Raw genomic sequence first — 25,569 nt, forward strand, 5'->3', positions numbered from 1 at the left:
GAACCCACATGTCTTCTTGGACGACGACCCTCAAAACTCCTGTGCGCGCCATCGCCCTGATGGCCTCTGTGGTGGCTGCGGCCAGCGCGGTGCAGGCACAGACCAAAACCATCTACATCGGCATGAATGGCGGCAACATGGAGCGCACCTACTCGCAGTTCGTGTTCCCCGCGTTCGAGAAGGCCAACAACGTCAAGGTGGTGGTGGTGCCGGGCACCTCGACCGATATCCTGGCCAAGGCCCAGGCTTCCAAGGACAAGGCCCAGATGCAGGTCATGACCCTGGATGACGGCGTGATGTACCGCGCCATCAGCATGGGCCTGTGCGAAAAGCTCAAGCCCGCTGCCGGCTACAGCGAGATCCCGGACATCGCCAAGATCAAGGACAGCGCGATCGGCCTGTCGATGGGCCTGACCGGCCTGGCCTACAACACCAAGATGTTTGCCGAAAAGGGCTGGGCAGCACCCACTTCCTGGAACGACCTGGCCGACCCCAAGCTCAAGGGCAAGGTGGTGGTGCAGTCGATGCCGGCCTCGTCCTTTGGCCTGCATGCCTTCCTGATGTTCAACCGCATCAAGGGCGGCAACGAAAAGAACGTGGACCCGGCCTTCAAGGCCTGGCCGACGACCATTGGCCCGAACGTGGTGGAGTACATCCCCAATTCGTCCAAGGTGGTGGAGATGATGCAGGCCGGTGATGCAGCCATCTTCCCCTACACCCTGACGCAGGCCGAGCTGATGAAGTCCAAGGGCATCCCGATGGAATATGTGGCGCCCAAGGAAGGCGCGGTCGTGCTGATGACCGCCATGTGCGTGCTCAACAACAACCCCGAGTCCGAGCTGGCGCAAAAGCTGGTGGAGTACCTGGTGAGCCCGGAAGCCCAGGCGCTGGCGATGGAAAACGGCAGCTACAACCCCGTGAACCCCAAGACCAAGCTGCAAGGCAAGCCAGCCGAAGAGCAGAACAAGATGAACGCCATCTTGAAGAATGCCGTGGCCGTGGACTGGGATGTGGTCAACGCCGACCGCCCCGAGTGGAACAAGCGCTGGAACCGCACGGTGGAGCGCTGATCACCGGCAGGTGCCTGGTGGCATAGCGCCCGGCACTTGATTGGACCGATAGCAAAGCTGCCAACGCATGCCCTCTACAGGGGCGGCGTTGGCAGTTTTTTTATGGGGCGCCCCGGCCCAGTTGCTGGCCGTTGACGCTCTGGCCGTAGAGCGAGAACTCGCTGTCGTGGAAGCGCTTGCGTGTGTCTGCAATATTGCCGGTAAAGCGCGGGTCCTGCGGGCGCTCGTGGCTGTTGATGTAGGTCGCCACATCCCAGGCGTCCTGGTCGCTGAGCGTATTGCCTTTGCCCAGCGGCATATTGGCTTTGATAAAGCCGGTGGCCTTGTCCACCTCATGCATGCCGGCGCCCCAGTTGTACGAATGCTTGCCCCAGAGGGGAGGGAAGACCTGCACATCGCCGCTGCGCTGGCCCTGGCCGTCATCGCCATGGCACAGCGCGCACTGGGCGTTGAACACCTTCTGGCCGCGCGCATAGTCGGGCACCTGGGCGGGTTTGGCCACCTTGGGGTAGCCGGCGCCGGGCAGCTTCTCCCCCACTGGCGCGCCCTTGGACATCCAGTAGGCATAGGCCTCCAGTGCTACCAACACCTCATCGCCATGGGGCGGGGCCTTGCCGTTCATGCTGTACATGAAGCAGCCGCGCAGGCGTTCGGAGAAGGTGTCCACGCTCTTGGTCTTGCTGCGGTAGGCCGGGTATTGCGTGTAGGCGCCCCACAGCGGCGCGGAGTGGGCGGCGCGCCCTGCATCCAGGTGGCAGTTGACGCAGTTGAGCGTATTGCCGACAAAGGCCTTGGCCTGTGTGCTGGTGTGCAGAAAGATCTGTTCGCCCTGGCGGATCACATCGCCCATCGGACCGTCGGGAATCGCATCGGCGGCGGGCGGGGCAAAGGCGGCAGTGCTGGCAGCAGCAGGCGCTTTGGCTGCGCTGGCAGTGGGAGTGGCAGCTGCTGGCGCTGGTTGGGCTGCATCCGATGCGGCGGTAGCGGGTGCGGGGCTGGGGGTGGCGGGTGCTGCTGTTTTTTGCGCGGTCTGGGCGGGCGCTGCGGCGGGCCGCTCATGGGCCAGCTCGCCCATGCTCTTGCTCACCTGCACGCCAAAGCTGATGGCGGCCACGAGCACGATGGCGACAACAACCACCACAAAGATCTTGAGGTACTGCCACTCGCTGTGCTGGACGCGGGCCTGCTCCTCGGGCGTTTCCACATGGTTGGGGCGCTGGTAATCCATGGGATTCTCCGCTCAAGGCTTGGCGGCGCCCGAGGCGCCGGCGTAGTACTGGGCGATGGCGTTGACATCATCGCTGCTGAGCTTTTTGGCAATGCCTTCCATGAGGCCCAGCGGCCCGGGCGGGCGGCTGCCTTTTTTCCAGGCATCGATCTGCGCTTGCATATAGCTGGCGCTGAGCCTGGCAATGGCGGGGAAATGCGCACCCACGCCAGCGCCACCAGGCCCATGGCAGCTGCTGCAGGCAGGTATGCCATCTTGCATGCGGCCACGCTCTACCAGCCAGGCGCCCTTGTCTTTGGCATCGGCCTGGCCCGGCGAGGCGGCAATGCCCGATGGCAGACTGGCAAAGTAAGCGGCAACATCGGCGCGCTGCTGCGGCGTCAAACCCTTGGCGATGGGCGCCATGATGGGGTTGCCACGCGCGCCATCGGCAAAGGCATCCAACTGCGAGCGCAGATAGCTGGCGACCTGGCCGGCCAGTGGCGGGAAGGCAGCCATGCCCTGGCCTTTGGACCCATGGCAGCTGGCGCAGGAGGCCACGCTGGGCGGCAGGCCGTTGTTGGCGATCTGCTCGCCTTGTTGGGGGTTGGCGTTTTGGGCCTGGGCGGCTGCACAAAGCAGCAGCGCCCAAGGCCAGACAGCGCCAAGCTGGCGCAGCGGGCGTGTGGGGCGTTGTCTCATCGTGTTATGGCTGTAGTTTGGACCCATGTTAGGCAGAGAATGCCTGGGGCGGTGTCGGCCAATGTCGATGGTGTTGCACACCCCGCGCGCATGAAAAAAGCCGCTGGCGAGCGGCTTTTCTGACGGAGGGTGAGGGCTGAATTTACAGGTTCAGCATCAGCTTGAGGTTTTGCACCGCAGCGCCGCTGGCGCCCTTGCCCAGGTTGTCCAGGCGGGCGATGACCACGGCCTGGCGCAGCTGCTCGTTGCCGAACACGCGGATTTCCAGCTTGTTGGTGCCTGCCAAGGTATCGGCGGCCAGCTTGTTGTCGTTGGTGGGCGGCAGCACCTGTACCCATTGTTCGTCCTGGTTGGTCTTGGCGTAGTGGGCGGCCAGGGCGCCATGCAGATCGCTCAAGAGCGGCTTGCCGGGCAACTCATCGAGGTGCAGCGGCAGCTGCACCAGCATGCCCTGGGCAAAGTTGCCGACCGCAGGGATGAACACCGGGCGGCGGGTCAGGCCGGTGTATTTCAGGATTTCGGGGATGTGCTTGTGCGTCAGGCCCAGTGCATAGGCCTCATAAGGCGCGGCACCGCCGGCCTCATAGGCTTCCATCATCTGGCGGCCGCCACCGGAGTAGCCGGACACCGAAGGCAGTGCCAGCGCGGCATCGGCAGGGACCAGGCCGGCATCGATCAGCGGGCGCAGGATGGCGATGGCGCCAGTGGCATAGCAGCCGGGGTTGGAGACGCGCTTGGCCGCTTGCACGGCGCTTTTCTGGCCCGCGCTCAGCTCGGGGAAGCCATAGACCCACTGGTCGTTGACGCGGTGGGCGGTGGAGGCATCGATGATGCGGATGCTGCGGCCGGTTTCCTGCTCGATGGCATCGACCATGGCCGTGGTGTCCTTGGCGGCATCGTCGTGCAGGCAGAGGATGACCAGGTCCACGCCAGCGATCAGCGCGCGTTTGGCCTCTGGGTCCTTGCGCAGCTCGGGCGCAATGCTTACCAACTCCACGCCGGGCATATCCACCAGGCGTTCGCGAATCTGCAAACCGGTGGTGCCAGCTTCGCCGTCGATAAACACTTTTGCCATTGCCATCACTCCTGCTGCGGGTTGGCGCCTGCGAGGCTGCGGGCGCTTGGGGTTCGGGAAAGTGCTTATTGTCATACAAAGCGGCGCAACGCGTGCAGGAGGACGGCAAATTTGCAGTCCGGTCTGACCAGGGCTTGTGCGATGCGCCGGACATGCTGTTTTGGTGCCTGTGATGGCCCGGTGCTGGCCCAAAGCGCAGTGCGCACTAGCGCAAAATTGTGTCAGCCCCGGGCGGCTGTGCCAAAAATCCTGCACCGCTCGGGTATTTATCGACAACTTTTGCGCAGGCCTCCGACAGGCATTGACTGCCTTGGCTGACAGACCTGGTGCACGGAGACGACTGCCCAACATGGCTGGTTAGCTATACAAATAATAGCTATATGCATTCCGGCGGCCGACAAACCCCGGACGGCGGTTGGGACTCCTGCGGGCGCTGCCTCGCATGGCGCAGTGCAGCATGGTAAATTCGCGGACTGCCAGGCCTTCTGCCTTGTTTGCGAATTCTTTGTTCTGCGCGCTCGGCCGCCGGGTTTTTTCCCATTTTGTTTTACTGAGAGACATCATGAAAATTCATGAATACCAAGGCAAGGAAATCTTGCGTCAGTTCGGCGTGCCCGTTCCGCGCGGTATCCCCGCCTTCACTGTGCAAGAAGCAGTGGAAGCAGCACAGAAGCTGGGCGGCCCCGTGTGGGTGGTGAAGGCCCAGATTCACGCAGGTGGCCGCGGTAAGGGCGGTGGCGTGAAGGTTGCCAAGACCATCGACGACGTGAAGGCGCTGTCCGAGCAAATCCTCGGCATGCAGCTGGTGACCCACCAGACCGGCCCTGAAGGCCAGAAGGTGCGCCGCCTGTACATCGAAGACGGTGCCGACATCCAGCAGGAATACTACCTGTCTGCCGTGACCGACCGTGGCACGCAGAAGGTGGCCTTCATCGCTTCGAGCGAAGGCGGCATGGACATCGAGGAAGTGGCGCACAGCACTCCTGAGAAGATCATCACCGTGCTGGTCGACCCCATTGCCGGCTTCACGCAAGCCAATGGTGAAGAGCTGGCCAAGGGCATCGGCATGCCTGCTGATTCGGTGGCCCAGTTCATCGATATCTGCCAAAAGCTGTACAAGTGCTACATGGACACGGACGCATCGCTGGTTGAAATCAACCCGCTCAACCGTGACTCCAAGGGCAACGTGATTGCACTGGACTCCAAGTTCAACTTCGACCCCAACGCGCTGTTCCGTCACCCAGAACTGGTGGCCCTGCGCGATCTGGACGAAGAAGATCCAGCGGAAGTGGAAGCTTCGAAGTTCGACCTGGCCTACATCAGCCTGGACGGCAACATCGGCTGCCTGGTGAACGGCGCTGGCCTGGCCATGGCCACGATGGACACCATCAAGCTGTTCGGCGGCGAGCCTGCCAACTTCCTGGACGTGGGCGGCGGTGCCACCCCCGAGAAGGTCACCGAAGCCTTCAAGATCATGCTCAAGAACCCCAAGGTCAAGGGTATTCTGGTCAACATCTTCGGCGGCATCATGAAGTGCGACACCATCGCGACCGGCGTGATCACCGCTTGCAAGGCGGTGAACCTGAGCGTGCCACTGGTGGTGCGCATGAAGGGTACCAACGAAGAGCTGGGCAAGAAGATGCTGGCCGAATCGGGCCTGCCCATCATCTCGGCCGACACCATGGCCGAAGCCGCCACCAAGATCGTTGCCGCAGTGAAGTAAGCCCTGGAGAACACACATGTCTATCTATATCAATAAAGACACCAAAGTCATTACCCAAGGCATCACGGGCAAGACCGGCCAGTTCCACACTGAAAAGTGCCAGGAATACGCGAACGGCAAGAACTGCTTCGTCGCTGGCGTGAACCCCAAGAAGGCTGGCGAAAAGATTTTCGACATCCCTATCTACGGTTCGGTCAAGGACGCTGCCAAGGACACCGGTGCCACCGTGTCCGTGATCTATGTGCCACCCGCTGGCGCTGCTGCTGCCATCTGGGAAGCGGTGGAAGCCGACCTGGACCTGGCCATCTGCATCACCGAAGGCATCCCCGTGCGCGACATGCTGGAAGTGCGCAACAAGATGAAGGCCAAGGAAGCGGCTGGCGGCAAGAAGACCTTGCTGCTGGGCCCTAACTGCCCCGGTCTGATCACCCCCGGTGAAATCAAGATCGGCATCATGCCCGGTCACATCCACAAGCCAGGCCGCATCGGCGTGGTGAGCCGTTCGGGCACGCTGACCTATGAAGCCGTGGCACAGCTGACCGAGCTGGGCATTGGCCAGTCTTCGGCTGTCGGTATCGGTGGTGACCCCATCAATGGTCTCAAGCACATCGACGTGATGAAGGCGTTCAACGACGACCCGAACACCGACGCTGTGATCATGATCGGCGAAATCGGCGGCCCAGACGAAGCGGAAGCCGCGCTCTGGTGCAAGGCCAACATGAAGAAGCCTGTGGTGGGCTTCATCGCTGGTGTGACTGCCCCTCCCGGCAAGCGCATGGGCCACGCTGGCGCGCTGATCTCCGGCGGCGCCGACACGGCAGATGCCAAGCTGGCCATCATGGAAGAGTGCGGTTTCACCATCACCCGCAACCCATCCGAAATGGGCCGCCTGCTGCAAGGCCTGCTGAAGTAAGCAAAATTACGCATGCCAGGGGCTGCGTGCCCCGCTAAACTGCGTACTCCATAAAAAGAAGACGCCAGATCGTTCAGGTCTGGCGTCTTTATTCATAACTACGGAGCGCAACATGGATTACGTCAATCATCCCGACTTCTGGATCGGGCTGGTCAAGATCATCTGGATCAACATCATTCTCTCGGGCGACAACGCCGTTGTCATCGCGCTCGCAGCGCGCTCCCTGCCCCCTGAACAACAAAGAAAAGCCATCATGTTTGGCTCCGGCGCCGCCGTGGTGCTGCGTATTTTGCTGACCGTAGTTGCGGCCAAGCTGCTGGAGCTGTCCTTCCTGCAGATTGTTGGCGGCTGCCTGCTGCTGTGGATTGGCCTGCAACTGCTGACCAGCCACGACGAAGAAGAGGGCGCGGGCAAGGGCACCGGCACAATGATGGCGGCCATTCGCACCATCCTGATCGCCGACCTGGTGATGAGCCTGGACAACGTGATTGCCGTGGCGGCAGCTGCCGGCGGCAATATGCTGCTGCTGATCCTGGGCTTGGCGATTTCGATCCCGCTGGTGATCTTTGGTTCGACCTTGATGATCAAGCTGATGGAACGCTTCCCGGTCATCGTCATTCTGGGCGCTGGCCTCATCGGCTGGGTCGGTGGTGAGACCATCATGAACGACAAGCTGCTGCACGGCTTTGTCGAGGCTAACCCTGCGCTGCACTACCTGGCAGCTGCCGCTGGCGCCGCGCTGGTGGTGGGCCTGGGTCTGTGGCTGCAAAAGCGCAATACCGCGCCCGCACACTGAGCGGCTGATCCCCTCACCCCAACACAAAGCGCCTTCGGGCGCTTTTTGCATTTCTACGCCGGGCTGCAGCGATTGTGCATCGTCAAGGGGAAAGAGCGCCCGCAGAAGCCAACGCATTGATCAGCATCAGCTTCTAAGAGGAATCAAGGGTAAACCCGTAACCAAAATCCGGTAGCACCCAACACATCGTGATCCTTTGTCAACCGCGTATCGAAAAAGTCATTTGTATAGCTTATGTGCATATAATCGTGACGAGGTTTATCAATATGCCAAGACTCATAGTTTCATTAGATGGAGTGGTGATCCAAGACTACATGCTGACGGAGTCCAGGGCCACCCTGGGGCGCCGTTCCACCAACGACATCGTGCTGACCGACATGGCGGTCAGCGGCGAGCATGTGGCGTTCACCTATGAGAAGAAGATCGGCATCGTCGTCGTCGAAGACCTGGGCAGCACCAATGGCACCAAGGTCAACGGCTTGAAGGTGCGCCGCCAGGTGCTGCAAAGCGGCGACCTGCTGGACATCGGCAAATGCCGCATCCGCTTTTTGATGAACTCTCTCGTGCCCGAAAGCCACTACCTGCATGCCAGCGAAGCCGGCAGCCTGACCGCAAAGCCAGCCCACGCCGACCACGGTGAAGACAGCCCCACGGTCCCGGCCGACTTCCCCCCCGCAGAAGAGCAGCCCTACACCCCCAGCCCCTACCTGCGCGCCGTCAGTGGCGCCAGCGAAGACATCATTCTGTCCAAGGTCGTCACCACCGTCGGCCGCCCCGGTATCGCCGTCGCTGCGCTGACCAAGCGCGGCAAGGGCTATATCGCCACCAAGGTGGATGGCTCTGCCGATGTGGTGCTCAATGGCCAGGCGCTCAATGGCGTGGGGCTGTCGATGCACAAGGGGGATCGGATTGAGCTGGCGGGGATGGCTTATGAGTTTTGGACCTAGGGCTCTGGGTCTTGGGCTTGCATAGACAGGGCCTACACAAATGCTGCGGCACCGTTGGGTGCCGTTTCTGTTTCTGCTTCCCATGCTCTTAGCATGCACAGTCGTTCATCGGGTGACAAAAATGGCAGAAATCTTGGCTTGCTGACATTTATGAACGTCTTGCACAATAAGTTAACAAAACGCCGCATTTTTGTCAGTCGAGGCCGCGAGGTGCGTAGACGCCAAAAGTTGGCACAGCACTTGCAATAAGTGATGCACGCCAAGTCGCTCGACAAGGCTGCCTAATCACTGGTTACATAGAGAGGATTCAACATGCTGCGTAAGATGCAAAAGGGTTTCACCCTGATCGAACTGATGATCGTTGTGGCGATTATCGGTATTTTGGCTGCTATCGCACTGCCTGCTTATCAAGATTACACTATTCGTACGAAGATTTCGGAAGGCGTCATTGCGGGCAGCTCTGCTAAAGGTTTGATGTCTGAAGCGTTTCAGACGGATGGCACCGCAGGATTGACCGCTGCTGCCACTGCCTACATGGCAAATCCAAATCAAAAGGCTGAAGCTTCGTCAAAGTTCGTGGATGATGTCACTATTGCTACTGATACTCCATGGAATATCACTGTCGCAATCAAAGCAACCGCAGGCAATGGTATTCCAACTGGATTGAATACCCAGACTATTACTTTCACGCCCAACGTGCAGAATGCAGCTCCTACCGCTGCATCCAAAGGCGCTATTGACTGGGCTTGTGCTTCGGATTCTAATCAAACTGCGACCAGTCGTGGTCTTGCAAGCGTAGTTGCTGGTACACTTCCTGCAAAGTACGCTCCTGCAGAATGCCGTTAAAACTGACGACGTAAGGAAATAAAAAAGGGGCTTTGCCCCTTTTTTTATTTTCAAAATACTCTTTAATCTATGCGTTGACGAGATAGTTTTAATGCGTATCAAATTTTCTTTAAAGCTTGCATTCCGGCATTTTTATATTTCGATTGTAGTTGCTTGTATTACGGCGTTCTTTATTTTTAAATTTATTTATCCTTGGCCGACAGATAATATTTTGGGTGTATGGAGAATATATTCTATTCTTCTTGTGGTTGATGTTGTATCAGGGCCCCTTTTGACATTGGTAGTCGCATCACCCCATAAATCTCGCAGGGAGTTGATTATAGATATTTCTGCGATTGCAATGATTCAGTCGCTGGCATTAGTGTATGGATTGTATACACTTTATGTTTCTCGTCCCGTGGCATTTGTTTTTGAGCAGGATAGAGTCGTTGTTGTTGCTCGAAATGAAATTCTTGAAGAAAATTCTGAAAAAAGTGATTCCTCTAAGTTGGATAAGTGGGGTGTCCGCTGGTTCAACTCGAGGATAGACGGTAACGGAGTTGATAAGCTTAAAAGCTTGGAATTTTCGTTGCAAGGAGTTTCTCCCGCTATGCGACCAGAAACATGGTCAGCTTGGGATTGGAATGATGCCAAGTTGCAGTCGACACTGCGTCCGTTGATGAGTATGAGTGCGGATCAGAAAGAAAAACTTTCCGCGCTGAGAGGGGGGGTATATATGGGTAAGGATGAAATGGTTTATTTACCGATGGTTTCATCAAAAAATTTGGAGTGGATTGCTGTCTTTGATAAGAATGGGGTTTGGCTGGATGCGCTTCCGGTAGATGGTTTTTTAAGGTAAAGACTTTTTGATAAGGTGTTTATATATCGGAGATTTCAGCATTCTGCGATTTTCCTCCATGCTTCTCCCGTAAACTAACCCCTTCCATCACCATCCCCTTATCCACCGCCTTGCACATGTCATAAATAGTCAGCAGTGCGACCTGCACCGCGGTCAAGGCTTCCATCTCCACCCCAGTAGGCCCAACAGTTTCGGTTCTGACTTCACAGCGAACCGCATTCTTTTCGGGTAACAGTTCAAACTCCACCGCCACCTTGGTCAGCGCAATCGGGTGGCACAGCGGTATCAGCTCACTGGTCTTCTTCGCCGCCATAATCCCGGCAATACGCGCAATACCCAGCACATCCCCTTTTTTGGCGGTGCCGGCGGCAATGATGTCCAAGGTGGCCGGCTGCATGGTGATGAAGCCCTCCGCGATCGCTATGCGATGGGTGTTAGGCTTGGCGCCTACATCGACCATATGGGCCTGGCCCTGGGCGTCGAAATGGGTGAGTTCAGTCATGGTGCTTTCCGTGTTCAATACGTCACAAGCGGCAATACAGCATGCAACTTGTGCAGTGGTGCTTCATCATACGTGTTGGGGTGAAGGCTTGATGGCAAGGTGCCCGCTCTGGCCACCCTCTGGCTTGATTCAGATTCAGCATCTGCTGCCGCACGGAATTTTGAATGAATACATGGTTTTTTAAACGCACAGCATGTGCCTTGTTGGCCGCCCATATGGCTGCGGTGGCGGTGCTAGCCCCTACGCAGGCGCGGGCCGACACCAGTTTGCCTGCGATGGGTGAGGGCGCCGAGATGACCACCAGCGAGGAGCGGCGCCTGGGCGATGACATTGCGCGCGAGATCTACCGCGATCCGCAGTTTCTCGATGACGCGATCCTTTATGAATATGTCAACGGCATCTGGCAGGAGCTGATGCTGGCGGCGCGCCAGCGCGGCACCATGACGTCTGAACTGCAGGAGCGCTTTGCCTGGCAGGTGATGCTGATCCAGGATGCCACCGTGAATGCCTTTGCGCTGCCCGGCGGCTTTATGGGCGTGCAGACCGGCCTGGTCGGCGTGGTCGGCAGCCGCGATGAGCTGGCCTCGGTTCTGGCCCACGAGATGAGCCACATCACCCAGCGCCATATTGCCCGCATGCTGGCGCGCCAGTCACGCATGACGCCGGTGATGATCGCCGGAATGATTCTGGGCGCCTTGGCGGCCAGCAAAAACCCGGCTGCGGCCCAGGCGCTGATGGTGGGCAGTTCGGCCGCTGCCATCCAATCGCAGCTGAACTTCTCACGCGATATGGAGCGCGAGGCGGACCGCACTGGCATGACCCTGATGCCGCCTGCCGGCTACTCGCAAGCGGGGTTTGTGAGCATGTTCGAGAAGCTGCAGCAAGCCAACCGCATGAATGACAACGGCAGCTGGCCGTATTTGCGTACCCACCCGCTGACGACCGAGCGCATTGCCGACATGCAGTCGCGCTTGCCCGCTGGCGCTGCACGCAAACCGCAGGACACGGGCATGGTGGCGCAGATGATGTCGGCCCGGGCGCGCATGCTGTCCAAGCCTGAGCCCCAGGTGCTGCACCAATGGGTGCAGCTGACCACGGCGGCCGATTTTGCCAACCGCTCATTGGACCAGCGGGCAGGTGTCTGGTATCTGGCAGCCATGTCCCATAACCAATTGGGGCGCCATGCAGAGGCCCTGGCTGCGTTGGACCAGCTGGATGCCGCCGTGCAGGCCCACCCGGATGCGATGCGCCAGGCACAGCTGTTGCGTGCCGATCTGGCATTGCGCAACCGCCAGCCGCAGGATGCGTTGGCGGCGCTGGCCAAGATCCAGCCGCTCAAATCCCCGCCCAGCAAGGCCGGCAGCACCTCGGTGACGGTCAGCAATGCGATGACCGGCCTGGTCAACGACGCGGTGATCACACAGGGCTCTGACAAATCGCTGAGCATCCAGGACAGCAGCCGCGATGTGCTGCTGCCGGAGGTCAAGGCGGTGGTGGGCGACGATGCAAGCCAGGGAAGTGACCGGCCCGAGCTGGTGTTGGCTGCGCAGGCCCTGGCGCAGCTGCCTGCCACGGGTTTGACGGCCTATGAAGGCGTACTGCGCCAGACCAGCAGCCGCCTGCAGACCCTGGTGGTGCAGTGGCCCAAGGATGCGGGGGCCTGGCTGGCGCTGTCGTGGGTGCTGCACCAGCAGAACCAGCCGCTGCGCTCCATCCGCGCTGAGGCTGAGAGCCGGGCCGCGCAGTATGACTATGCCGCTGCGGTAGACCGCCTGCGCGCCGGGCAGGACATGGCGCGCAACAGCCCGAACCGCAATGACTACTACGAGGCCTCGATCATCGACACCCGCTTGCGCGAGATGCAATCACTTGCCAAGGAGCAGGCGGCCCGTAAGTGATTCGATGACCAGGCTGATGATGGAGTAGAGCACCGAGCCGATCAGCGCTGCCCAAAAGCCATGCACCACAAAGCCGCTGCCTGCGATGCCGGATGCGGCCCAGAACATCAGCGCGTTGATGACAAAGATGAACAGGCCCAAGGTGAGGATGGTGACGGGCAGGGTCAGCACAATCAGCACAGGGCGCACGATGGCATTGCACAGCCCTATCAGCAGCGCTGCAATCAGCGCCGCGCCAAAGCTGCGGATTTCCACACCACTGTAGAGGTAGGCGACACAGAGCAGGGCGACTGCGGAGAGCAGCCATTTGAGGATGAGTTTCATGGCGCCAGCATAGCGGATGGCGGGCGTGCTGTGTATAGGCCGGCATCCAATGATGGAAGGTTTGTTTACCGAGCCCAGCCATGAAAAAAGCGCCCGAAGGCGCTTGATGTTGGGTGGTGGGGCTGATGGCGTTACGCTCCGTCCAGCACCAGGCTGAAGCAGATACCCAGAATCCCCAGCAGCGATCCTGCCAGCTTGGCGGGGCGCGGCACAAAGTCGGCCGATGGTGGCTCGGAGATGGCCTTGGGGCGGCGCCAGTCCAGCACTTCGGCCTCGGGGTACTCGGCGTGTAGCTGGGCGGTCATTTGCTGCACGCTCACTTCCGAGATATGGGTCGAGACGCGGGCGCGCTGCAGCTGGGTGCTTTGCGGGATCAGGCCCTCAAACAGGTTTTTGGCCCACTTGTTGCGCCACTTTTCGAGGGTGCTGCGATTGCCCCAGCGGCTGGCCCTGCGGGTGATCTTGGGGGCGCAAGCCACCAGCACCCAGTGCTCGTCGTTGATGGTTGCGCACTCGTTCAAGCGCTGCAGGGCAAAGGCGGCATCATCTACAAAGACTATTTTTACGTTCATCCAAGTGGCCTAAGTGGGGCTGGCAGCGTGGGGCTGCCAGCGGTGGTGGTAGAGGGCGGTTATAGGCTTAGTGTACGTTGGCCGCCGGGAGTTCCTTGGCTTTTTTGCTGGCCAGCCATTTGCCCAGCACCAGCACGACCAGTGCGCCAGCGGCAGCAGCTGCATAGTGCAGGGTCTTGCTCTGGTCGATCTTGAACATCCAGGTCCACTTGTCGGGGTTGGCAAACACGGGGTCAGAGACCAGCATGCCGCCCGCAATCCAGCCCAGCAGCATGCCGCCGGCGGTGATGACCATCGGGAAGCGCTCCATCAGCTTGATGACCAGCTGGCTGCCCCAGACGATGATCGGGATCGAGATCAGCAGGCCCAGAACGATCAGCAGCATGTGGTGCTCGTCCCCGGCGTTCTGTGCGGCGCCGGCAATGGCGATCACGTTGTCCACGCTCATCACCAGGTCGGCAACGATGATGGTCTTGATGGCAGCAAACAGGCGGTCGCTGCCTTGGATGTTGCCATGGTCTTCGTCTTCAGGCACCAGCAGCTTGACGCCGATCCAGAACAGCAAGATGGCGCCGACAAACTTCAGGAACGGCAGGGCCAGCAGGAACATCGCGAACGCGATCAGGATGACGCGCAAGATGATCGCGCCAGCGGTACCGAAGATGATGCCTTTGCGGCGCAGGTCAGGGGGCAGCTTGCGGCATGCCAGGGCAATCACCACCGCGTTGTCGCCGCCCAGCAGGATGTCGATGATGATGATTTGGCCCAGTGCAATCCAGAAGGGCGCGTGCGTCAGAAAATCCAAGTCCATGTAAGCACCTAATTTTTGAAAAAGCGGCCCATGCACCATGCACAGACCAGCCAGTGGGGTGTCGTTACAAGTCAGGGAGGCGACGTGGTTCAGCGTTGGCGCCGTGATGGCCAACCGCCGGGCAGTAGCTTCGAAGACCTGTGGTGCGGCACCATGGTTTTCAAAGGTCTTGCTCAGATCATGTGGGCCATGAACCTAACGCGCCGGAAGCCGTGAGGCTTCGTACTGACGACGCATTACATGTCTCTGCACTTGCCGCTGGCAAGGCATCAACGGGAGCTACTCCCCTTCGTCAGCGCGTATTGGAACACAAACCAAGCACTTTGGGGTGACAAAGACCGGGCCACTGCACAGAGTATTCCCGCATGTTTGTGTTTGCCCACACCTGTGGATAACAAGCTGTGAACAAGTGGGGGCGCATCGCCGCTTGGCGGTTCGGTCACTTCAGGGCTATCATCGATGGCAGCTATGGAACTCATCCACCTGACCGATCTGGAAGCAGCCATCAACCATTGGCGTCAGCGTGCGCCCAGTGGCCCTGGCGCATCCTTGGCGCCGCAGGTGGCTGCGCTGGCCGAGGTCTACGCGCGGCTGGTCTACCAGCGCCGCGATGGGGTGGATGTGCGCGAGATGGGCGATGCGGCCATGCAGGCCTGGCTGGCCTGGTGGGAGACCACACCGGATACGCCCTGCATCGCCATCTGCTCGACCAGCCAGGGCGATGCGGTCTGCAAGGGCTGCGGCCGCAGCTTTGACGAGGTGCAGCACTGGCTGGCCTACAGCCCCGTGCAAAAGCGGGCGGTGTGGCGGCGCATCAGCCTGCAGGGCACGGCCTGGCGCTTCAACCGCTATGCGGAACGTGCGCGTTCCGCGGGCGGCATCACTTCCAGCGAATAGGTTCTACAAAGACCGTGCCCTTGTCGCTGGACAGGTTCAGCTGGCCTTCCTGGATGGTGGCCTGCAGCTGCATGCTGCGCTCGGCCAGATCGGCCAGCGATTGGGACACCTCGGTCGGCAGGCGGAACACCTCGAGCTTTTCCTGGCGCGCGAGCTTGCCTTCCAGGCCCTTCCACCAGATCTCGGCTGCATGGTTGAAGCAGTACACCAGCATGTGGTCCGACTTGTTGCAGGCCTTGGTGATCGGCTTTTCTTCGGGCTGGCCCACTTCGATCCAGATGCGCTTGGCGCCGGTGAAGTCGGTCAGGTGCACATCAGGGTTGTCCGGGTCGGACAGGCCGGCGCCAAAGCCCAAGGTGCCGTCGCCATTGCACAGGTCCTGCAGCTGGTGGGCGTTCAGGGCCAGCGCCACCAGGCGCACCATCATGCGCTCGTCGGTTTCGCTGGGGTGGCGCGCCAGGGTCAGGTTGTGGTCGGCGTAGTAGTTGTGGTCGATATCGGCAATCGACAGATTGGCCTTGTAGATCGTGGATTTGATAGCCATGGGGCAGGGTCTGGTGACGAAGCCTGGGCTTCGGGGGTGAATCCGGCGCGCCAGGCTGGCGCATTGCGCTTGGCCGGGCGGTGAGAGAAAAAAGGCAAGAGGCCAGGGAGCGCCTGGCCTCCTGGGGAGAGCGTACTTAAACGCGCTGGGCCAGCTCGGTGGCCTTGCCGATGTAGCTGGCCGGGGTCATGGCCAGCAGGCGCTCCTTGTCAGCCTGCGGGATCTCCAGGCTGCGGATCAGCTGGTGCAGGTCTTCGGCGCGCACCGTCTTGCCACGGGTGACTTCCTTGAGCTTTTCATAGGCGCCTTGCACGCCATAGCGGCGCATGACGGTCTGGATCGGCTCGGCCAGCACTTCCCAGGCATTGTCCAGGTCTTCGGCCAGGCGCTCTTCGTTCAGCTCCAGCTTGTTCAGGCCGGTCATCAGCGAAGTGTAGGCCAGTGCAGCATAGCCGGTGGCCACGCCGATGTTGCGTAGCACGGTGGAGTCGGTCAGGTCACGCTGCCAGCGGCTGATCGGCAGCTTCTCCGACAGGTGGCGCAGCAGTGCATTGGCCAGGCCCAGGTTGCCTTCGGCGTTTTCGAAGTCGATCGGGTTGACCTTGTGCGGCATCGTCGACGAGCCGATCTCGCCGGCCTTGAGGCGCTGCTTGAAGTAGCCCACCGAGACGTAGCCCCAGATGTCACGCGAGAGGTCGATCAGGATGGTGTTGGCGCGGGCAATGCCGTCAAACAACTCGGCCATGTAGTCATGCGGCTCGATCTGGATCGAGTAGGGCTGGAAAGTGAGGCCCAGGCCCTGGGGCTCGTGCTTTTCCACGACGTTCTTGCTGAAGCTTTCCCAGTCGAACTCGGGCCAGGCCGACAGGTGGGCGTTGTAGTTGCCCACGGCGCCGTTCATCTTGGCCAGCAGCTTGACATTGGCAATGCGGTCCATCGCCGCTTGCAGGCGCACCACCACGTTGGCCAGTTCCTTGCCCACGGTCGTGGGGCTGGCGGTCTGGCCGTGCGTGCGGCTGAGCATCGGCACAGCCGCATACTGGTGCGCCATCTCGCGCAGCTTGAGCACCACGCGGTCCAGGCCCGGCAGGATCACCTGGTCGCGGCCGGCGCGGATTTGCAGCGCATGGCTGGTGTTGTTGATGTCTTCGCTGGTGCAGGCAAAGTGCACAAACTCGGCCGCCTTGAGCAGCTCTGGGCGTGCCTCGAACTTGCTCTTGATCCAGTACTCCACCGCCTTCACGTCGTGGTTGGTGGTCTTCTCGATGTCCTTGATCGCCTGGGCGTCGGCTTCGCTGAAGTTATTCACCAGGCCGTGCAGGTAGCTGCGTGCACCCTCGGACAGCGGCGAAAACTCGGCAAAACCGGCATCGGACAGCGCGATGAACCAGGTAATCTCCACCTGGACACGGCGATGCATATAGCCAAATTCGCTCATGATCGGGCGCAGGGTGGACAGTTTGGAGGCGTAACGGCCATCCAGCGGAGAAAGGGCGGTAAGGGAAGACAGGCTCATGGGCCGCTATTGTAGAAGCGGGCCGTTTGCCGCGGCTGCAGTCTGGATTTGCCTAATTACAATCGAGAGGTGCAAATGTCCCGTACGGACCCCCATGCCCATGGCAGCTTGGAGGTCCCTGCGGACCTTATCGACGCCACCTGCCTGAGCCTGAAGCTATGAAATTGCTAGGAAGCCTGACCAGTCCCTATGTGCGCAAGGTGCGCGTGGTGCTGGCCGAGAAAAAACTCGATTACCGCCTGGAGACCCTGGATGTCTGGGGCGACAGGGCCACGATTGCCTCGGTCAACCCGCTGGGCAAGGTGCCCTGCCTGGTGCTGGACGACGGCTCGGTGCTGGTGGACTCGCGGGTGATCGTCGAGTACCTGGACACCTTGTCGCCGGTGGGCCGGTTGATCCCTAGCCTGGGCCGCGAGCGCGCCGAAGTGCGCAGCTGGGAGGCGATGGCCGATGGCGTGCTCGATGCCGCCGTGCTGGCGCGCATGGAGTATGCCTTTGCCGGCCGCTCGGCCGAGCAGCGCAGCCCCGCCTGGGTGGAGCGCCAGCTGGGCAAGGTCTGGGCAGGGCTGGAGGCCATGGGCAACGGCCTGGGCCAGAAAACCTATTTTGCCGGCGCGGGTGTGCACATCAGCCTGGCCGATATCGCCGTGGGCTGCGCGCTGGCCTGGCTGCGCTTTCGCTTTCCCGAGCTGGATTGGGCAGCGCGCCACCCCAACCTGGCGCAGCTGCTGGAGCGCCTGGAAGCCCGGCCCAGCTTTGCAGCGACACCGCCTGAAGGCTGAGGCGCTCCCGACCTGCTGGCTCAGGGCTGAGAGGCTCCCGAGCCTGCAGCCACGGTCAGGCTGCGCGCGGGCAAAAAAAGGCCCAGTCGTCTGGACTGGGCCTGGGTATAAAAAAAGTTGCGAAGCGTCCCGAAGTGAATGATAGAGAGGGAGGGAGGAGAAGCACTTCAGGTTTGCAGTCATGCCGGATTGGGCCTGAAAGACTTCGCAACATTAAAAAGGGTCGGTAAAAACTGCTTCTGTCGCCTTTACATGGTTCACAGAGTGGAAGGTCGGTTTTAAGTTTCCGCCTGCCACCATAAATGTATTGTAAACAAATAAATAATTTGTTTCATTACGTTATCATTCGTCGAATTAATCAGTGAGCGTTAGGCGATAGTACATCGTTTTGAATGCCGTTGCGCGTAAGTGAATGCTAGCGACGGGTGATGACGCAGTATAAACCCTTATGAATTCCCGAGTTCCATCGGTCTTTCTGCAGGTTTTATGCGGTCTGTAACACCGTTGCCCACAGCGTTCGCACCGTCTGCTGCTCTTCGAGCAAAGCCGTCTCAGGCACCTGGGTGGGCGCCTCGTTCAGCCTGGCCAAATGTTGCACACGGCGCAATGCGCGGTAGGCATTCGCACTCGCCTCACCCATGCCTTCGGGCAGCAAACCGGCACTTTCGGCACGCCGCAGCAAGGTGATGTTGCCCAAGTTGGGACGCAATTGGGGATTGCAAGCCGAATGCAGCAAAACCAGGTACTGCACGGCAAACTCCACATCCATCATGCCGCCCACGCTGTGCTTGACATCGAACAAGCCAGCGGGCACCGCATGGGCGCTGCGCACGCGCTCGCGCATGGTGGCGATCTCGCTGCGCAGGGCTGGCGCGTCGCGCGGGGCGGTGATCACCGCTTCGCGCACCGCATCAAAGCGGGCCGCCAGCGCAGGGCTCCCCAGCACAAAGCGGGCGCGCGTCATCGCCTGGTGCTCCCAGGTCCAGGCGGTGTTGCTGCCGCGCTGCTGCTGGTAGTTGGCGTAGGAGTCAAAGCTGGTGACCAGCAGGCCGGAGTTGCCGTTGGGGCGCAGCGCCGTGTCGATCTCGAACAGGTCGCCCTCGCCGGTCTTGACGGTGAGCCAGCTGATGAGCTTGCGCACAAAGGCCGAATAGACCTCGGGTGCGCGCTCGTCGTCGTCGTCAAAGACAAAGACGATGTCCAGGTCGCTGCCGTAGCCCAGCTCCTTGCCGCCGAGCTTGCCGTAGCCGATGATGCCGAACTGCGGCTCGGCGCGGTGCGCGCTCTTGAGCCGGCCCCAGCACCAGCGCGTGGTCACGCGCAGCACGGCATCGGCCAGCGCCGAGAGGTCATCGGCCACCTGCTCGACCGTGATCTGCTGCTCGATGTCGCGCGCCAAGGTGCGGAAGGTCTCGGCATGGTGGGCGCGGCGCAGCAGGTTCAGCAGGTTTTCATCGTCGTCTTCTGCGGTGGATTGCAAGGCGGCACGGCGCCGCTCCAGATCCGCCTCAAACTCCTGCGGGTTGAAGCGCTCATGCATCAGTGCATCGCTGGCCAGCTCGTCGATTACGCCGGGGTGCTGCAGCATGTAGCGGGCCGGCCATTTGGCTGCGCCCAGCATGTGCATCAGTTTTTCATGCACGGCCGGGCGCTCCTGCAGCATGGCCAGGTAGCTTTCGCGGCGCAGCAGCGATTCCATCCAGTCGGCCAGGCGCACCGCGGCGATCTCGCTGACCTGGCCCTGGCTGAGCCACTGGGCCGTGCGCTGCAGCAGCAAAACCAGGCGCCCCAGGCCCGCATCGCTCAGGTAGCTGTAGCGGGGATTGCGCTGCCACTGCAGCACGCGCTCGCGCACCGCCTCGGGCAGCTTGGGCAGCACGGTCTCCAGTTCGGGCGGGCTGGCAGCGGCCCCCTTGGCGCCGCCGCATTGGCCGCTCTTGCAGGCTTCGTTGCCGCCCAGCAGTTTGTCAAACTCCTGTGCGACCAGCTCGCGGTGCGCATCGAGCTGGTGCAAGAAGCGGCACTCGTCGTCATAGCCCAGCGTCTGGGCCATCCACCGCAGGTCGTCATCGCGCGTGGGCAGCACATGGGTCTGCTGGTCGTCCAGGTACTGGATGCGGTGCTCCACCTTGCGCAGAAAGATATAGGCCTCGGCCAGGGCCTGTGCGGTTTCGGGCGCCATCAGGTTGGCGCGCTCCAGGCGGGGCAGGGCCTCCAAGGTGGCGCGGCAGCGCAGCTCGGGGAACTGGCCGCCTCGCACCACCTGCAGCAGCTGCACGATGAACTCGATCTCGCGGATGCCGCCGCGCGAGAGCTTGACGTCATTGGCGCGCTCGGGGTGGCCCGCGCTGCGCTTGGCCGCATGCTCGCGGATCTGGCGGTGCAGGCTGCGCAGCGAATCGAAGACCGCGTAGTCGAGGTAGCGGCGGAACACAAAGGGCAGCACCGCGCCGCGCAGCGCCTGCACATTGGGGCTGCGGATATCGGCCAGTGGCGCCACGATGCGGCTCTTGAGCCAGGCAAAGCGCTCCCACTCGCGGCCATGGGTCTGCAGGTAGTCTTCCAGCGCCGCGACCGAGATGGCGGCCGGGCCGGAGTTGCCATTGGGCCGCAGCATCAAGTCCACGCGGAACACAAAGCCGTGCTCGGTGGTCTCGCCGATCAGCTGGTAGATCAGCTTGATCGCGCGGATGAAGTACTCATGGTTGCTGAGCTTGCCCCGGCCATCGGGCTGGCCCTGGGTCTCGCCCTCTTGCTCGTAGATATAGATCAGGTCGATGTCGCTGGAGACATTGAGCTCGCGCGCGCCCAGCTTGCCCATGCCGATCACCCACAGCTGCACCGGGTTGCCATCGGCATCACGCGGGGCGCCATGGCGGCTGTCCAGCTCAGCCCGGGCGGCGGTGCAGGCCGCGTCCAAGGCCAGCTCGGCCAGCTCGGTCACGCCCTGGGTGATGGTCTGCAGATCGGCCTGCTCGTCGCAGTCCAGGTGCACCAGGCGCTCCATCACCAGCTGGCGAAGAATGCGCAGCGCAGCGCCCAGTGCATAGCCCTGGGCCTGCAGCGCAGCCAGGGTCGGTGCCATCGTGGCATGCGTAGGGGGGCCGCTGGGCAGCAGATCGAGCAAACCCTCGTAGCGGCGGTGCAGGCGCTGGACGAAGCGCGAATGCTCAGACAGAGGCAGGCTGGCCTGCGGGGGCGTGATATCCGTGTGTGCCATAGCGCTTTATCGACAATGTCCTGCGGCAGACCTGTTCAAATGCTCACATATGCAACGCGAGCGAGGGACTTGCCGCAGGTCATAATTTCGCTTTCCCCTTACTGATTGGACTCGATTGACTGTGCGCGCGCCCCGATTGCTCAAGCTCGCTGCCAAGCTGGTGCAATGGTCGCTGGGCTTATTGCTGGGCTTGGTGCTGCTGCTGGCCTTGGCGGTGGCGGCGCTGCATTGGTGGATTGTGCCCCGTATCAATGACTTTCGCCCGCAAGTGGAATCTAGGCTATCGCAGGCGCTGGGGGTGCCGGTGCGCATCGACCGGCTGCAGGCCGATGGCAACAACAGCCTGGTGCCCGCCATTGCGGTGCAGGGCCTGCGAATCGCGCAGCCCGATGGCTCTGCCGGGTTTACCCTGGATACGATCCAGGTGGCCTTGTCGGTGCCGTCGCTGTTGCGACTGCGGGCCGAGCAGATCGTCATCAACGCGCCGCAGCTGACGGTGCAGCGCGCCGCCGATGGCAGTGTGCGCGTGGCCGGCGTGTTGGTGGAGACCTCGCAGAGCCAGGACAGCGGCAGCGCTGCCGATTGGCTGTTTCGCCAGCGCGAAGTCCTGGTCCAGGGCGGCAGCATCACCTGGGATGACCAGCTGCGCGGTCTGCCGCCTGTCACCTTCAGCGACGTGCATCTGCTGCTGCGCAACCCCGGTCTGCGCCATGAATGGCAGCTGCGCGTGCGCCCGCCCGAGGACTGGGGCGACGCGCTGGAGCTGCGCGGCCGCATGCACCAGCCCATCTGGGCGCTGCACGATGGCCGCTGGAAGCACTGGAGTGGCCAGCTCTACCTAGAGGCGCTCCAGCTCAATGCCGCAGCGATGGCGCCCTACCTGCCGCCGGCGATGGGCCTGCAGCAAGGCCAGGGCTCGGCGCGCCTCTGGCTCGATGTGACGCGCGGCAAGCTCAGCAACGGCACGGCCGATGTGGCCTTGCGCGATGTGGGCGTGCGCCGCCAAGCTGCGGCGGCCAGCGATGACAAAGCGGCGCAGGGCACGGTGCTGCTGCTGCGCTCGGTGCAGGGACGCATCGGCGGCGCCGCCGATGACAGCGGCTTTCGCGTGCTGACGGAGAACCTGGCGGTGGAGTCGGCCAACGGCGAGCAATGGCCCGGTGGCAGCGCCCGCATCAACCATGTCTATGCCCAGGGCAAGCAGCCCAGCGAGACCGAAGCCAGTGCCCAGTCGCTCGATATTGCCTCGCTGGCTCAGCTGGCGCGGCTGCTGCCCATCCCCGACAACGCCCGCCAGTGGTTGCAGAGCAACCGGCCCGCGGGCCTGATCCGCAGCGCATCGGCCCATTGGCGTGGCGACATGGATACCTTGCAGGAATGGCAGGTCAAGGCCGATGTGGGCCAGCTGGCCTTTGGCATGCCGTCTGCCGCGCCACGCGCCAATGCGGCGCGCGACAGCCATGGCGGCCTGGTGCTGGCAGGCGGGCAGCCGCATGTGGGCCTGCGCGGGCTGGATCTGACGATTGATGCGCGGGCTGGTGGCGGCCAGGCCAAGATGGCCTTTGCCGATGGCGCGCTCTACCTGCCTTCGGTGTTTGAAGACCCGCAGGTCCCCATCACCTCGGCCAGCACCCAGCTGCAGTGGACGGTGCAGGGAGAGCATATCCAGATGCAGTCCGAGCGGCTGGAGTTTGCCAATGCGCATGCAGCCGGCCATGCGCGCTGGTCCTGGCAGACGGCCGACCCGCAGAAGACGGGGTCCCACTCGCGCTTTCCTGGCATCCTGCAGCTCAAGGGCGTGCTCGAGCGGGCCGATGGCACCCAGGTGCACCGCTATTTGCCGCTGCACATTCCACCCGATGCACGCCACTATGTGCGCGATGCCGTTCTGGCCGGCCAGGCCAGCAATGTGCAGTTCGAGATCAACGGCGATCTGTGGGAAGTGCCTTTCCCCGATTCGCGCCACGGCCTGTTCCGCATCGTGGCACCCGTGCGCGATGTGCGCTATGCCTATGTGCCCAACTCGCACCTGCACCCTGGCGAAAAGCCCTGGCCGGAGCTCAACCGCCTCTCGGGCGAGCTGGTGTTTGAGGGCAATGGCATGCAGGTCAACAAGGCCAAGGGCATTCTGGACAGCAACCAGCGCATCGTGGTCGACCAGACCAGTGCCCAGATTCCCGACTTCCATGCCACGCGCGTGCTTGTCAATGCACAGGCCAATGGGCCCTTGGCCGATATGCTGGCCACCGTGCGCGGCAGCGCGATTGATGCGCTGACCCAGCAGGCACTGGCGCAGACCCAGGCCGATGGTGATGCCCAACTGCAGCTCAAGCTCGACCTGCCGGTGCATGACATGGCCCAGGCCAAGGTCGATGGCAAGGTGCTGCTGCCGGGCAACCGTATCCAGTTCCATGATGACTCGCCGGTGGTCGACAAGGTTACCGGCGCGGTGCAGTTCTCCGAGCATGGTTTTGCGCTGCAGGAGCTGCAGGGCCAGGCGCTGGGCGGTGCGGTCAAGTTCTCCGGTGGCATGGATGTCAGCGGCCTGCCCGCTGGCGCGGACCATGGCCCCCGCCTTAAGGTGCGCGCCAATGGCGTGGCCACGGCCGACGGCATGCTGCGCGCCAAGGAACTGGGCCCGGTGGTGCAGCTGGCGCAACTGGCCCAAGGCCAGGCCGCCTACCAGTTGGACATCAGCATGGCCCAGGGCGTGCCGCTGGTGGAGGTGCGCAGCGATCTGGCCGGTATGGCCCTGGCGCTGCCGGTGCCGCTGAAAAAGGCGGCCGATGAGGTCTGGCCGACGCACTTTGCCAGCACCGTGCCGGAGGCGGCGCCGTCAGCGCTGGTGCGGCAGAACATGCAGCTCGATGTGGGTGGGCGCCTGCAGCTGCGCTATGTGCGCGATATCAGCAGCGATGACAAGGTGCCCGACAAGGTGGTCAGTGGCGTGCTGCGCCTGGGCGCCGGCGCGCTGACCTTGCCGGCCAAGGGCGTGATTGCCGAGGTGCAGCTGCCGCAGGTCGATGTGCAGGAGTGGCAGGCGCTGGCCCAGCGCCTCAAGGCCATGGCGCCGGCACAGAAGACGACTGTGGCAGAGGGCGCAGCGGCCGCAGGGGCGGCCCCCCCTGCGTCGCCCGCCGATGGCGACGCCTATGCCGCCTTTTTGCCCGACCACTGGGATATCCGCCTCGATACCGTGCAGGTGCGCGGCATGGATATCCACAACCTGCACCTGAGCGGCTCGCGCACGGGGCCGCGCTGGCGTAGCCAGGTCAGCTCCAGCCTGCTCGACGGCCAGCTGGAGTACGAGCAGGAGGCCAAGGGCCCGGGCACCATCCGCGCGCGGCTGAGCCAGCTGCGTGTGGGCCAGGAGGGCGCCGACAGCAAGGCCGCCGCCAGCCAAGATGACGCGCTGGGCCAGGAGCCCGGGCAGCTGCCGGCGCTCGATGTGGTGGTGGAGGACCTGCGCTGGCGCCAGCATTCGGTGGGCCGGCTGGAGGTTCAGGCCGTCAACCAGCGCCAAGCGGACAAATCCTGGTGGCAGCTGAAAAACATGGTGCTCTCGAACGATGCCGCCAGCCTGCAGGCCAGTGGCGACTGGGGTGCCCAGCGCAGCAGCAGCGGCGGGCGCCGTACCGAGCTGGAAATGCGCCTGGACCTGAAGGACACCGGCGCGCTGCTGGGCCGCCTGGGCATGGCCGGTGTGGTGCGCCAGGGCAAGGGCTCGGTGCAGGGGCGCATCGGCTGGACGGGCAGCCCCGTGAGCCCGGACTACACCAGCATGGACGGCAAGCTGCATATCGATGTCGGCCAGGGCCAGTTTCTGAAGGTGGAGCCCGGTGCGGCCAAGCTGCTGGGCGTGCTCAACCTGCAGGCCTTGCCGCGCCGGCTGACCCTGGATTTCAAGGACGTGTTCAGCGCAGGCTTTGGCTTTGACTTTGTGCGTGGCGATGTGCTGGTGAGCGATGGCGTGGCCTCGACCACGAACATGCAGATGAAGGGCGTGACCGCTGCCGTGCTGCTCGAAGGCAGCGCCAACCTGCGCGATGAAACGCAGGACCTGCATGTGGTTGTCATCCCCGAGCTGAACACCACGACGATGGCGCTGGTGACCACCGCCATCAACCCGGTCATCGGCATTGGCACCTTCCTGGCCCAGGCCTTGTTCAAGGGGCCGCTGACGCAGGCGGTGACCCAGGAGTTCGAGGTCAGCGGCTCCTGGTCGGAGCCCGAGGTCAAGCGCGTGGGCCGCAGGCAGGAAGCGGACAGCAACGCGGTGGGCACCCCGCATTGAGCGCCCGGCCGCTGCGCTGAGTCACCTTCGATATCCGCAGGCACCGCGCCCGGTCAGCGGTTACGGATAATAGCTGCCAGTTTCTCTTGCAG

Annotated in this window: 21 protein-coding genes; 11 read left to right on the forward strand and 10 right to left on the reverse strand. The window is 62.2% G+C overall.

The genetic code is table 11. The annotated features are described in order from the left end of the window. The first annotated feature begins 8 nt into the window (after positions 1 to 8). Entirely contained in the window at positions 9 to 1,070 is a 1,062-nt protein-coding gene (locus tag N4T19_RS17920; RefSeq protein ID WP_260718681.1) for an ABC transporter substrate-binding protein, read from the forward strand. 100 nt (positions 1,071 to 1,170) lie between these two features. Here N4T19_RS17920 and N4T19_RS17925 read toward each other — a convergent pair whose 3' ends face one another. The 3 genes from N4T19_RS17925 to argC form a co-directional block, all read right to left on the reverse strand. After that, a complete protein-coding gene (locus tag N4T19_RS17925) occupies positions 1,171 to 2,298 on the reverse strand; it encodes a c-type cytochrome (protein WP_260718682.1) in 1,128 nt (375 codons plus the stop codon). A gap of 12 nt (positions 2,299 to 2,310) precedes the next feature. Further along, complete coding sequence (locus N4T19_RS17930; RefSeq protein ID WP_260718683.1) at positions 2,311 to 2,979, reverse strand: c-type cytochrome; 669 nt, start codon at positions 2,977 to 2,979, stop codon at positions 2,311 to 2,313. Positions 2,980 to 3,121: 142 nt separating this feature from the next. Continuing rightward, a complete protein-coding gene (argC, locus tag N4T19_RS17935) occupies positions 3,122 to 4,054 on the reverse strand; it encodes an N-acetyl-gamma-glutamyl-phosphate reductase (RefSeq protein WP_182344637.1) in 933 nt (310 codons plus the stop codon). A 562-nt stretch (positions 4,055 to 4,616) separates the two neighbouring features. Between argC and sucC the strand changes: the two genes are divergently transcribed. The 6 genes from sucC to N4T19_RS17970 all read left to right on the forward strand — a co-directional run bounded on the left by sucC (position 4,617) and on the right by N4T19_RS17970 (position 10,117). Beyond that, positions 4,617 to 5,777, forward strand: coding sequence for an ADP-forming succinate--CoA ligase subunit beta (gene sucC / locus N4T19_RS17940; RefSeq protein ID WP_021026617.1), 1,161 nt, complete (start codon positions 4,617 to 4,619; stop codon positions 5,775 to 5,777). Between the two features lie 16 nt (positions 5,778 to 5,793). Next, the gene (gene sucD / locus N4T19_RS17945; RefSeq protein WP_021026616.1) at positions 5,794 to 6,690 is read left to right on the forward strand and encodes a succinate--CoA ligase subunit alpha; all 897 of its coding nucleotides are present in this window, start codon (positions 5,794 to 5,796) and stop codon (positions 6,688 to 6,690) included. A 112-nt stretch (positions 6,691 to 6,802) separates the two neighbouring features. Beyond that, a complete protein-coding gene (locus N4T19_RS17950; protein WP_116926062.1) occupies positions 6,803 to 7,486 on the forward strand; it encodes a TerC family protein in 684 nt (227 codons plus the stop codon). Positions 7,487 to 7,785: 299 nt separating this feature from the next. Continuing rightward, a complete protein-coding gene (locus N4T19_RS17955) occupies positions 7,786 to 8,433 on the forward strand; it encodes an FHA domain-containing protein (RefSeq protein WP_260718684.1) in 648 nt (215 codons plus the stop codon). A 312-nt stretch (positions 8,434 to 8,745) separates the two neighbouring features. Continuing rightward, positions 8,746 to 9,279, forward strand: coding sequence for a pilin (locus N4T19_RS17965; RefSeq protein WP_313900069.1), 534 nt, complete (start codon positions 8,746 to 8,748; stop codon positions 9,277 to 9,279). A 91-nt stretch (positions 9,280 to 9,370) separates the two neighbouring features. Further along, entirely contained in the window at positions 9,371 to 10,117 is a 747-nt protein-coding gene (locus tag N4T19_RS17970) for a hypothetical protein (RefSeq protein WP_260718685.1), read from the forward strand. Between the two features lie 19 nt (positions 10,118 to 10,136). On the opposite strand, the gene moaC is transcribed toward N4T19_RS17970, so the two are convergent. After that, positions 10,137 to 10,619 carry a cyclic pyranopterin monophosphate synthase MoaC gene (gene moaC / locus N4T19_RS17975; protein WP_260718686.1) on the reverse strand — a complete coding sequence of 161 codons (483 nt, stop codon included), beginning with the start codon at positions 10,617 to 10,619 and terminating at the stop codon, positions 10,137 to 10,139. A gap of 200 nt (positions 10,620 to 10,819) precedes the next feature. Here moaC and N4T19_RS17980 point away from each other — a divergent pair, with 200 nt between their 5' ends. Beyond that, entirely contained in the window at positions 10,820 to 12,517 is a 1,698-nt protein-coding gene (locus tag N4T19_RS17980; protein WP_313900070.1) for a M48 family metalloprotease, read from the forward strand. On the opposite strand, the gene N4T19_RS17985 is transcribed toward N4T19_RS17980, so the two are convergent. From N4T19_RS17985 to N4T19_RS17995, 3 genes are all read right to left on the reverse strand, one after another. Beyond that, positions 12,485 to 12,841 carry a phage holin family protein gene (locus N4T19_RS17985; protein WP_021026611.1) on the reverse strand — a complete coding sequence of 119 codons (357 nt, stop codon included), beginning with the start codon at positions 12,839 to 12,841 and terminating at the stop codon, positions 12,485 to 12,487. The two genes, N4T19_RS17980 and N4T19_RS17985, sit on opposite strands and share 33 nt — an antisense overlap. A 131-nt stretch (positions 12,842 to 12,972) precedes the next feature. Further along, positions 12,973 to 13,413 (reverse strand): hypothetical protein, encoded by a 441-nt coding sequence (locus N4T19_RS17990; RefSeq protein WP_021026610.1) that lies wholly within the window; start codon positions 13,411 to 13,413, stop codon positions 12,973 to 12,975. A gap of 67 nt (positions 13,414 to 13,480) precedes the next feature. Then, positions 13,481 to 14,224: a TerC family protein gene (locus N4T19_RS17995; RefSeq protein WP_021026609.1), complete on the reverse strand. Its 744-nt coding sequence runs from the start codon at positions 14,222 to 14,224 to the stop codon at positions 13,481 to 13,483. Positions 14,225 to 14,692: 468 nt separating this feature from the next. Here N4T19_RS17995 and N4T19_RS18000 point away from each other — a divergent pair, with 468 nt between their 5' ends. Further along, a complete protein-coding gene (locus tag N4T19_RS18000; RefSeq protein ID WP_182344649.1) occupies positions 14,693 to 15,121 on the forward strand; it encodes a DUF3717 domain-containing protein in 429 nt (142 codons plus the stop codon). On the opposite strand, the gene N4T19_RS18005 is transcribed toward N4T19_RS18000, so the two are convergent. After that, complete coding sequence (locus N4T19_RS18005; protein WP_260718687.1) at positions 15,105 to 15,665, reverse strand: YaeQ family protein; 561 nt, start codon at positions 15,663 to 15,665, stop codon at positions 15,105 to 15,107. The genes N4T19_RS18000 and N4T19_RS18005 overlap by 17 nt on opposite strands. A gap of 136 nt (positions 15,666 to 15,801) precedes the next feature. After that, complete coding sequence (gene purB / locus N4T19_RS18010; protein WP_116926070.1) at positions 15,802 to 17,181, reverse strand: adenylosuccinate lyase; 1,380 nt, start codon at positions 17,179 to 17,181, stop codon at positions 15,802 to 15,804. 158 nt (positions 17,182 to 17,339) lie between these two features. Here purB and N4T19_RS18015 point away from each other — a divergent pair, with 158 nt between their 5' ends. Then, entirely contained in the window at positions 17,340 to 17,963 is a 624-nt protein-coding gene (locus N4T19_RS18015) for a glutathione S-transferase family protein (RefSeq protein WP_260718688.1), read from the forward strand. 484 nt (positions 17,964 to 18,447) lie between these two features. Here the strand turns inward: N4T19_RS18015 and glnE are convergent, their stop codons facing one another. Then, a complete protein-coding gene (gene glnE / locus N4T19_RS18020; RefSeq protein ID WP_260718689.1) occupies positions 18,448 to 21,183 on the reverse strand; it encodes a bifunctional [glutamate--ammonia ligase]-adenylyl-L-tyrosine phosphorylase/[glutamate--ammonia-ligase] adenylyltransferase in 2,736 nt (911 codons plus the stop codon). A gap of 121 nt (positions 21,184 to 21,304) precedes the next feature. On the opposite strand from glnE, the gene N4T19_RS18025 reads away from it, so the two are divergent. Continuing rightward, on the forward strand, positions 21,305 to 25,477 hold the full coding sequence (locus tag N4T19_RS18025; protein ID WP_260718690.1) for a YhdP family protein: 4,173 nt from the start codon (positions 21,305 to 21,307) through the stop codon (positions 25,475 to 25,477). Positions 25,478 to 25,569 lie beyond the last annotated feature (92 nt).

This window comes from Comamonas squillarum, from assembly GCF_025309455.1.
Taxonomy (GTDB): domain Bacteria; phylum Pseudomonadota; class Gammaproteobacteria; order Burkholderiales; family Burkholderiaceae_C; genus Comamonas; species Comamonas squillarum.

What these genes read in the sequence shown, in the direction of transcription:
- N4T19_RS18015 (WP_260718688.1), top strand. Translation starts at nt 17,340, where the DNA reads ATGAAATTGCTAGGAAGCCTGACCAGTCCCTATGTGCGCAAGGTGCGC.
- moaC (WP_260718686.1), bottom strand. Translation starts at nt 10,619, where the DNA reads ATGACTGAACTCACCCATTTCGACGCCCAGGGCCAGGCCCATATGGTC.
- sucD (WP_021026616.1), top strand. Translation starts at nt 5,794, where the DNA reads ATGTCTATCTATATCAATAAAGACACCAAAGTCATTACCCAAGGCATC.
- glnE (WP_260718689.1), bottom strand. Translation starts at nt 21,183, where the DNA reads ATGGCACACACGGATATCACGCCCCCGCAGGCCAGCCTGCCTCTGTCT.
- N4T19_RS17985 (WP_021026611.1), bottom strand. Translation starts at nt 12,841, where the DNA reads ATGAAACTCATCCTCAAATGGCTGCTCTCCGCAGTCGCCCTGCTCTGT.
- N4T19_RS18005 (WP_260718687.1), bottom strand. Translation starts at nt 15,665, where the DNA reads ATGGCTATCAAATCCACGATCTACAAGGCCAATCTGTCGATTGCCGAT.
- N4T19_RS17965 (WP_313900069.1), top strand. Translation starts at nt 8,746, where the DNA reads ATGCTGCGTAAGATGCAAAAGGGTTTCACCCTGATCGAACTGATGATC.
- N4T19_RS18000 (WP_182344649.1), top strand. Translation starts at nt 14,693, where the DNA reads ATGGAACTCATCCACCTGACCGATCTGGAAGCAGCCATCAACCATTGG.
- N4T19_RS17995 (WP_021026609.1), bottom strand. Translation starts at nt 14,224, where the DNA reads ATGGACTTGGATTTTCTGACGCACGCGCCCTTCTGGATTGCACTGGGC.
- N4T19_RS17925 (WP_260718682.1), bottom strand. Translation starts at nt 2,298, where the DNA reads ATGGATTACCAGCGCCCCAACCATGTGGAAACGCCCGAGGAGCAGGCC.
- N4T19_RS17920 (WP_260718681.1), top strand. Translation starts at nt 9, where the DNA reads ATGTCTTCTTGGACGACGACCCTCAAAACTCCTGTGCGCGCCATCGCC.
- N4T19_RS17930 (WP_260718683.1), bottom strand. Translation starts at nt 2,979, where the DNA reads ATGAGACAACGCCCCACACGCCCGCTGCGCCAGCTTGGCGCTGTCTGG.
- purB (WP_116926070.1), bottom strand. Translation starts at nt 17,181, where the DNA reads ATGAGCCTGTCTTCCCTTACCGCCCTTTCTCCGCTGGATGGCCGTTAC.
- N4T19_RS17970 (WP_260718685.1), top strand. Translation starts at nt 9,371, where the DNA reads ATGCGTATCAAATTTTCTTTAAAGCTTGCATTCCGGCATTTTTATATT.
- N4T19_RS17990 (WP_021026610.1), bottom strand. Translation starts at nt 13,413, where the DNA reads ATGAACGTAAAAATAGTCTTTGTAGATGATGCCGCCTTTGCCCTGCAG.
- argC (WP_182344637.1), bottom strand. Translation starts at nt 4,054, where the DNA reads ATGGCAAAAGTGTTTATCGACGGCGAAGCTGGCACCACCGGTTTGCAG.
- sucC (WP_021026617.1), top strand. Translation starts at nt 4,617, where the DNA reads ATGAAAATTCATGAATACCAAGGCAAGGAAATCTTGCGTCAGTTCGGC.
- N4T19_RS17950 (WP_116926062.1), top strand. Translation starts at nt 6,803, where the DNA reads ATGGATTACGTCAATCATCCCGACTTCTGGATCGGGCTGGTCAAGATC.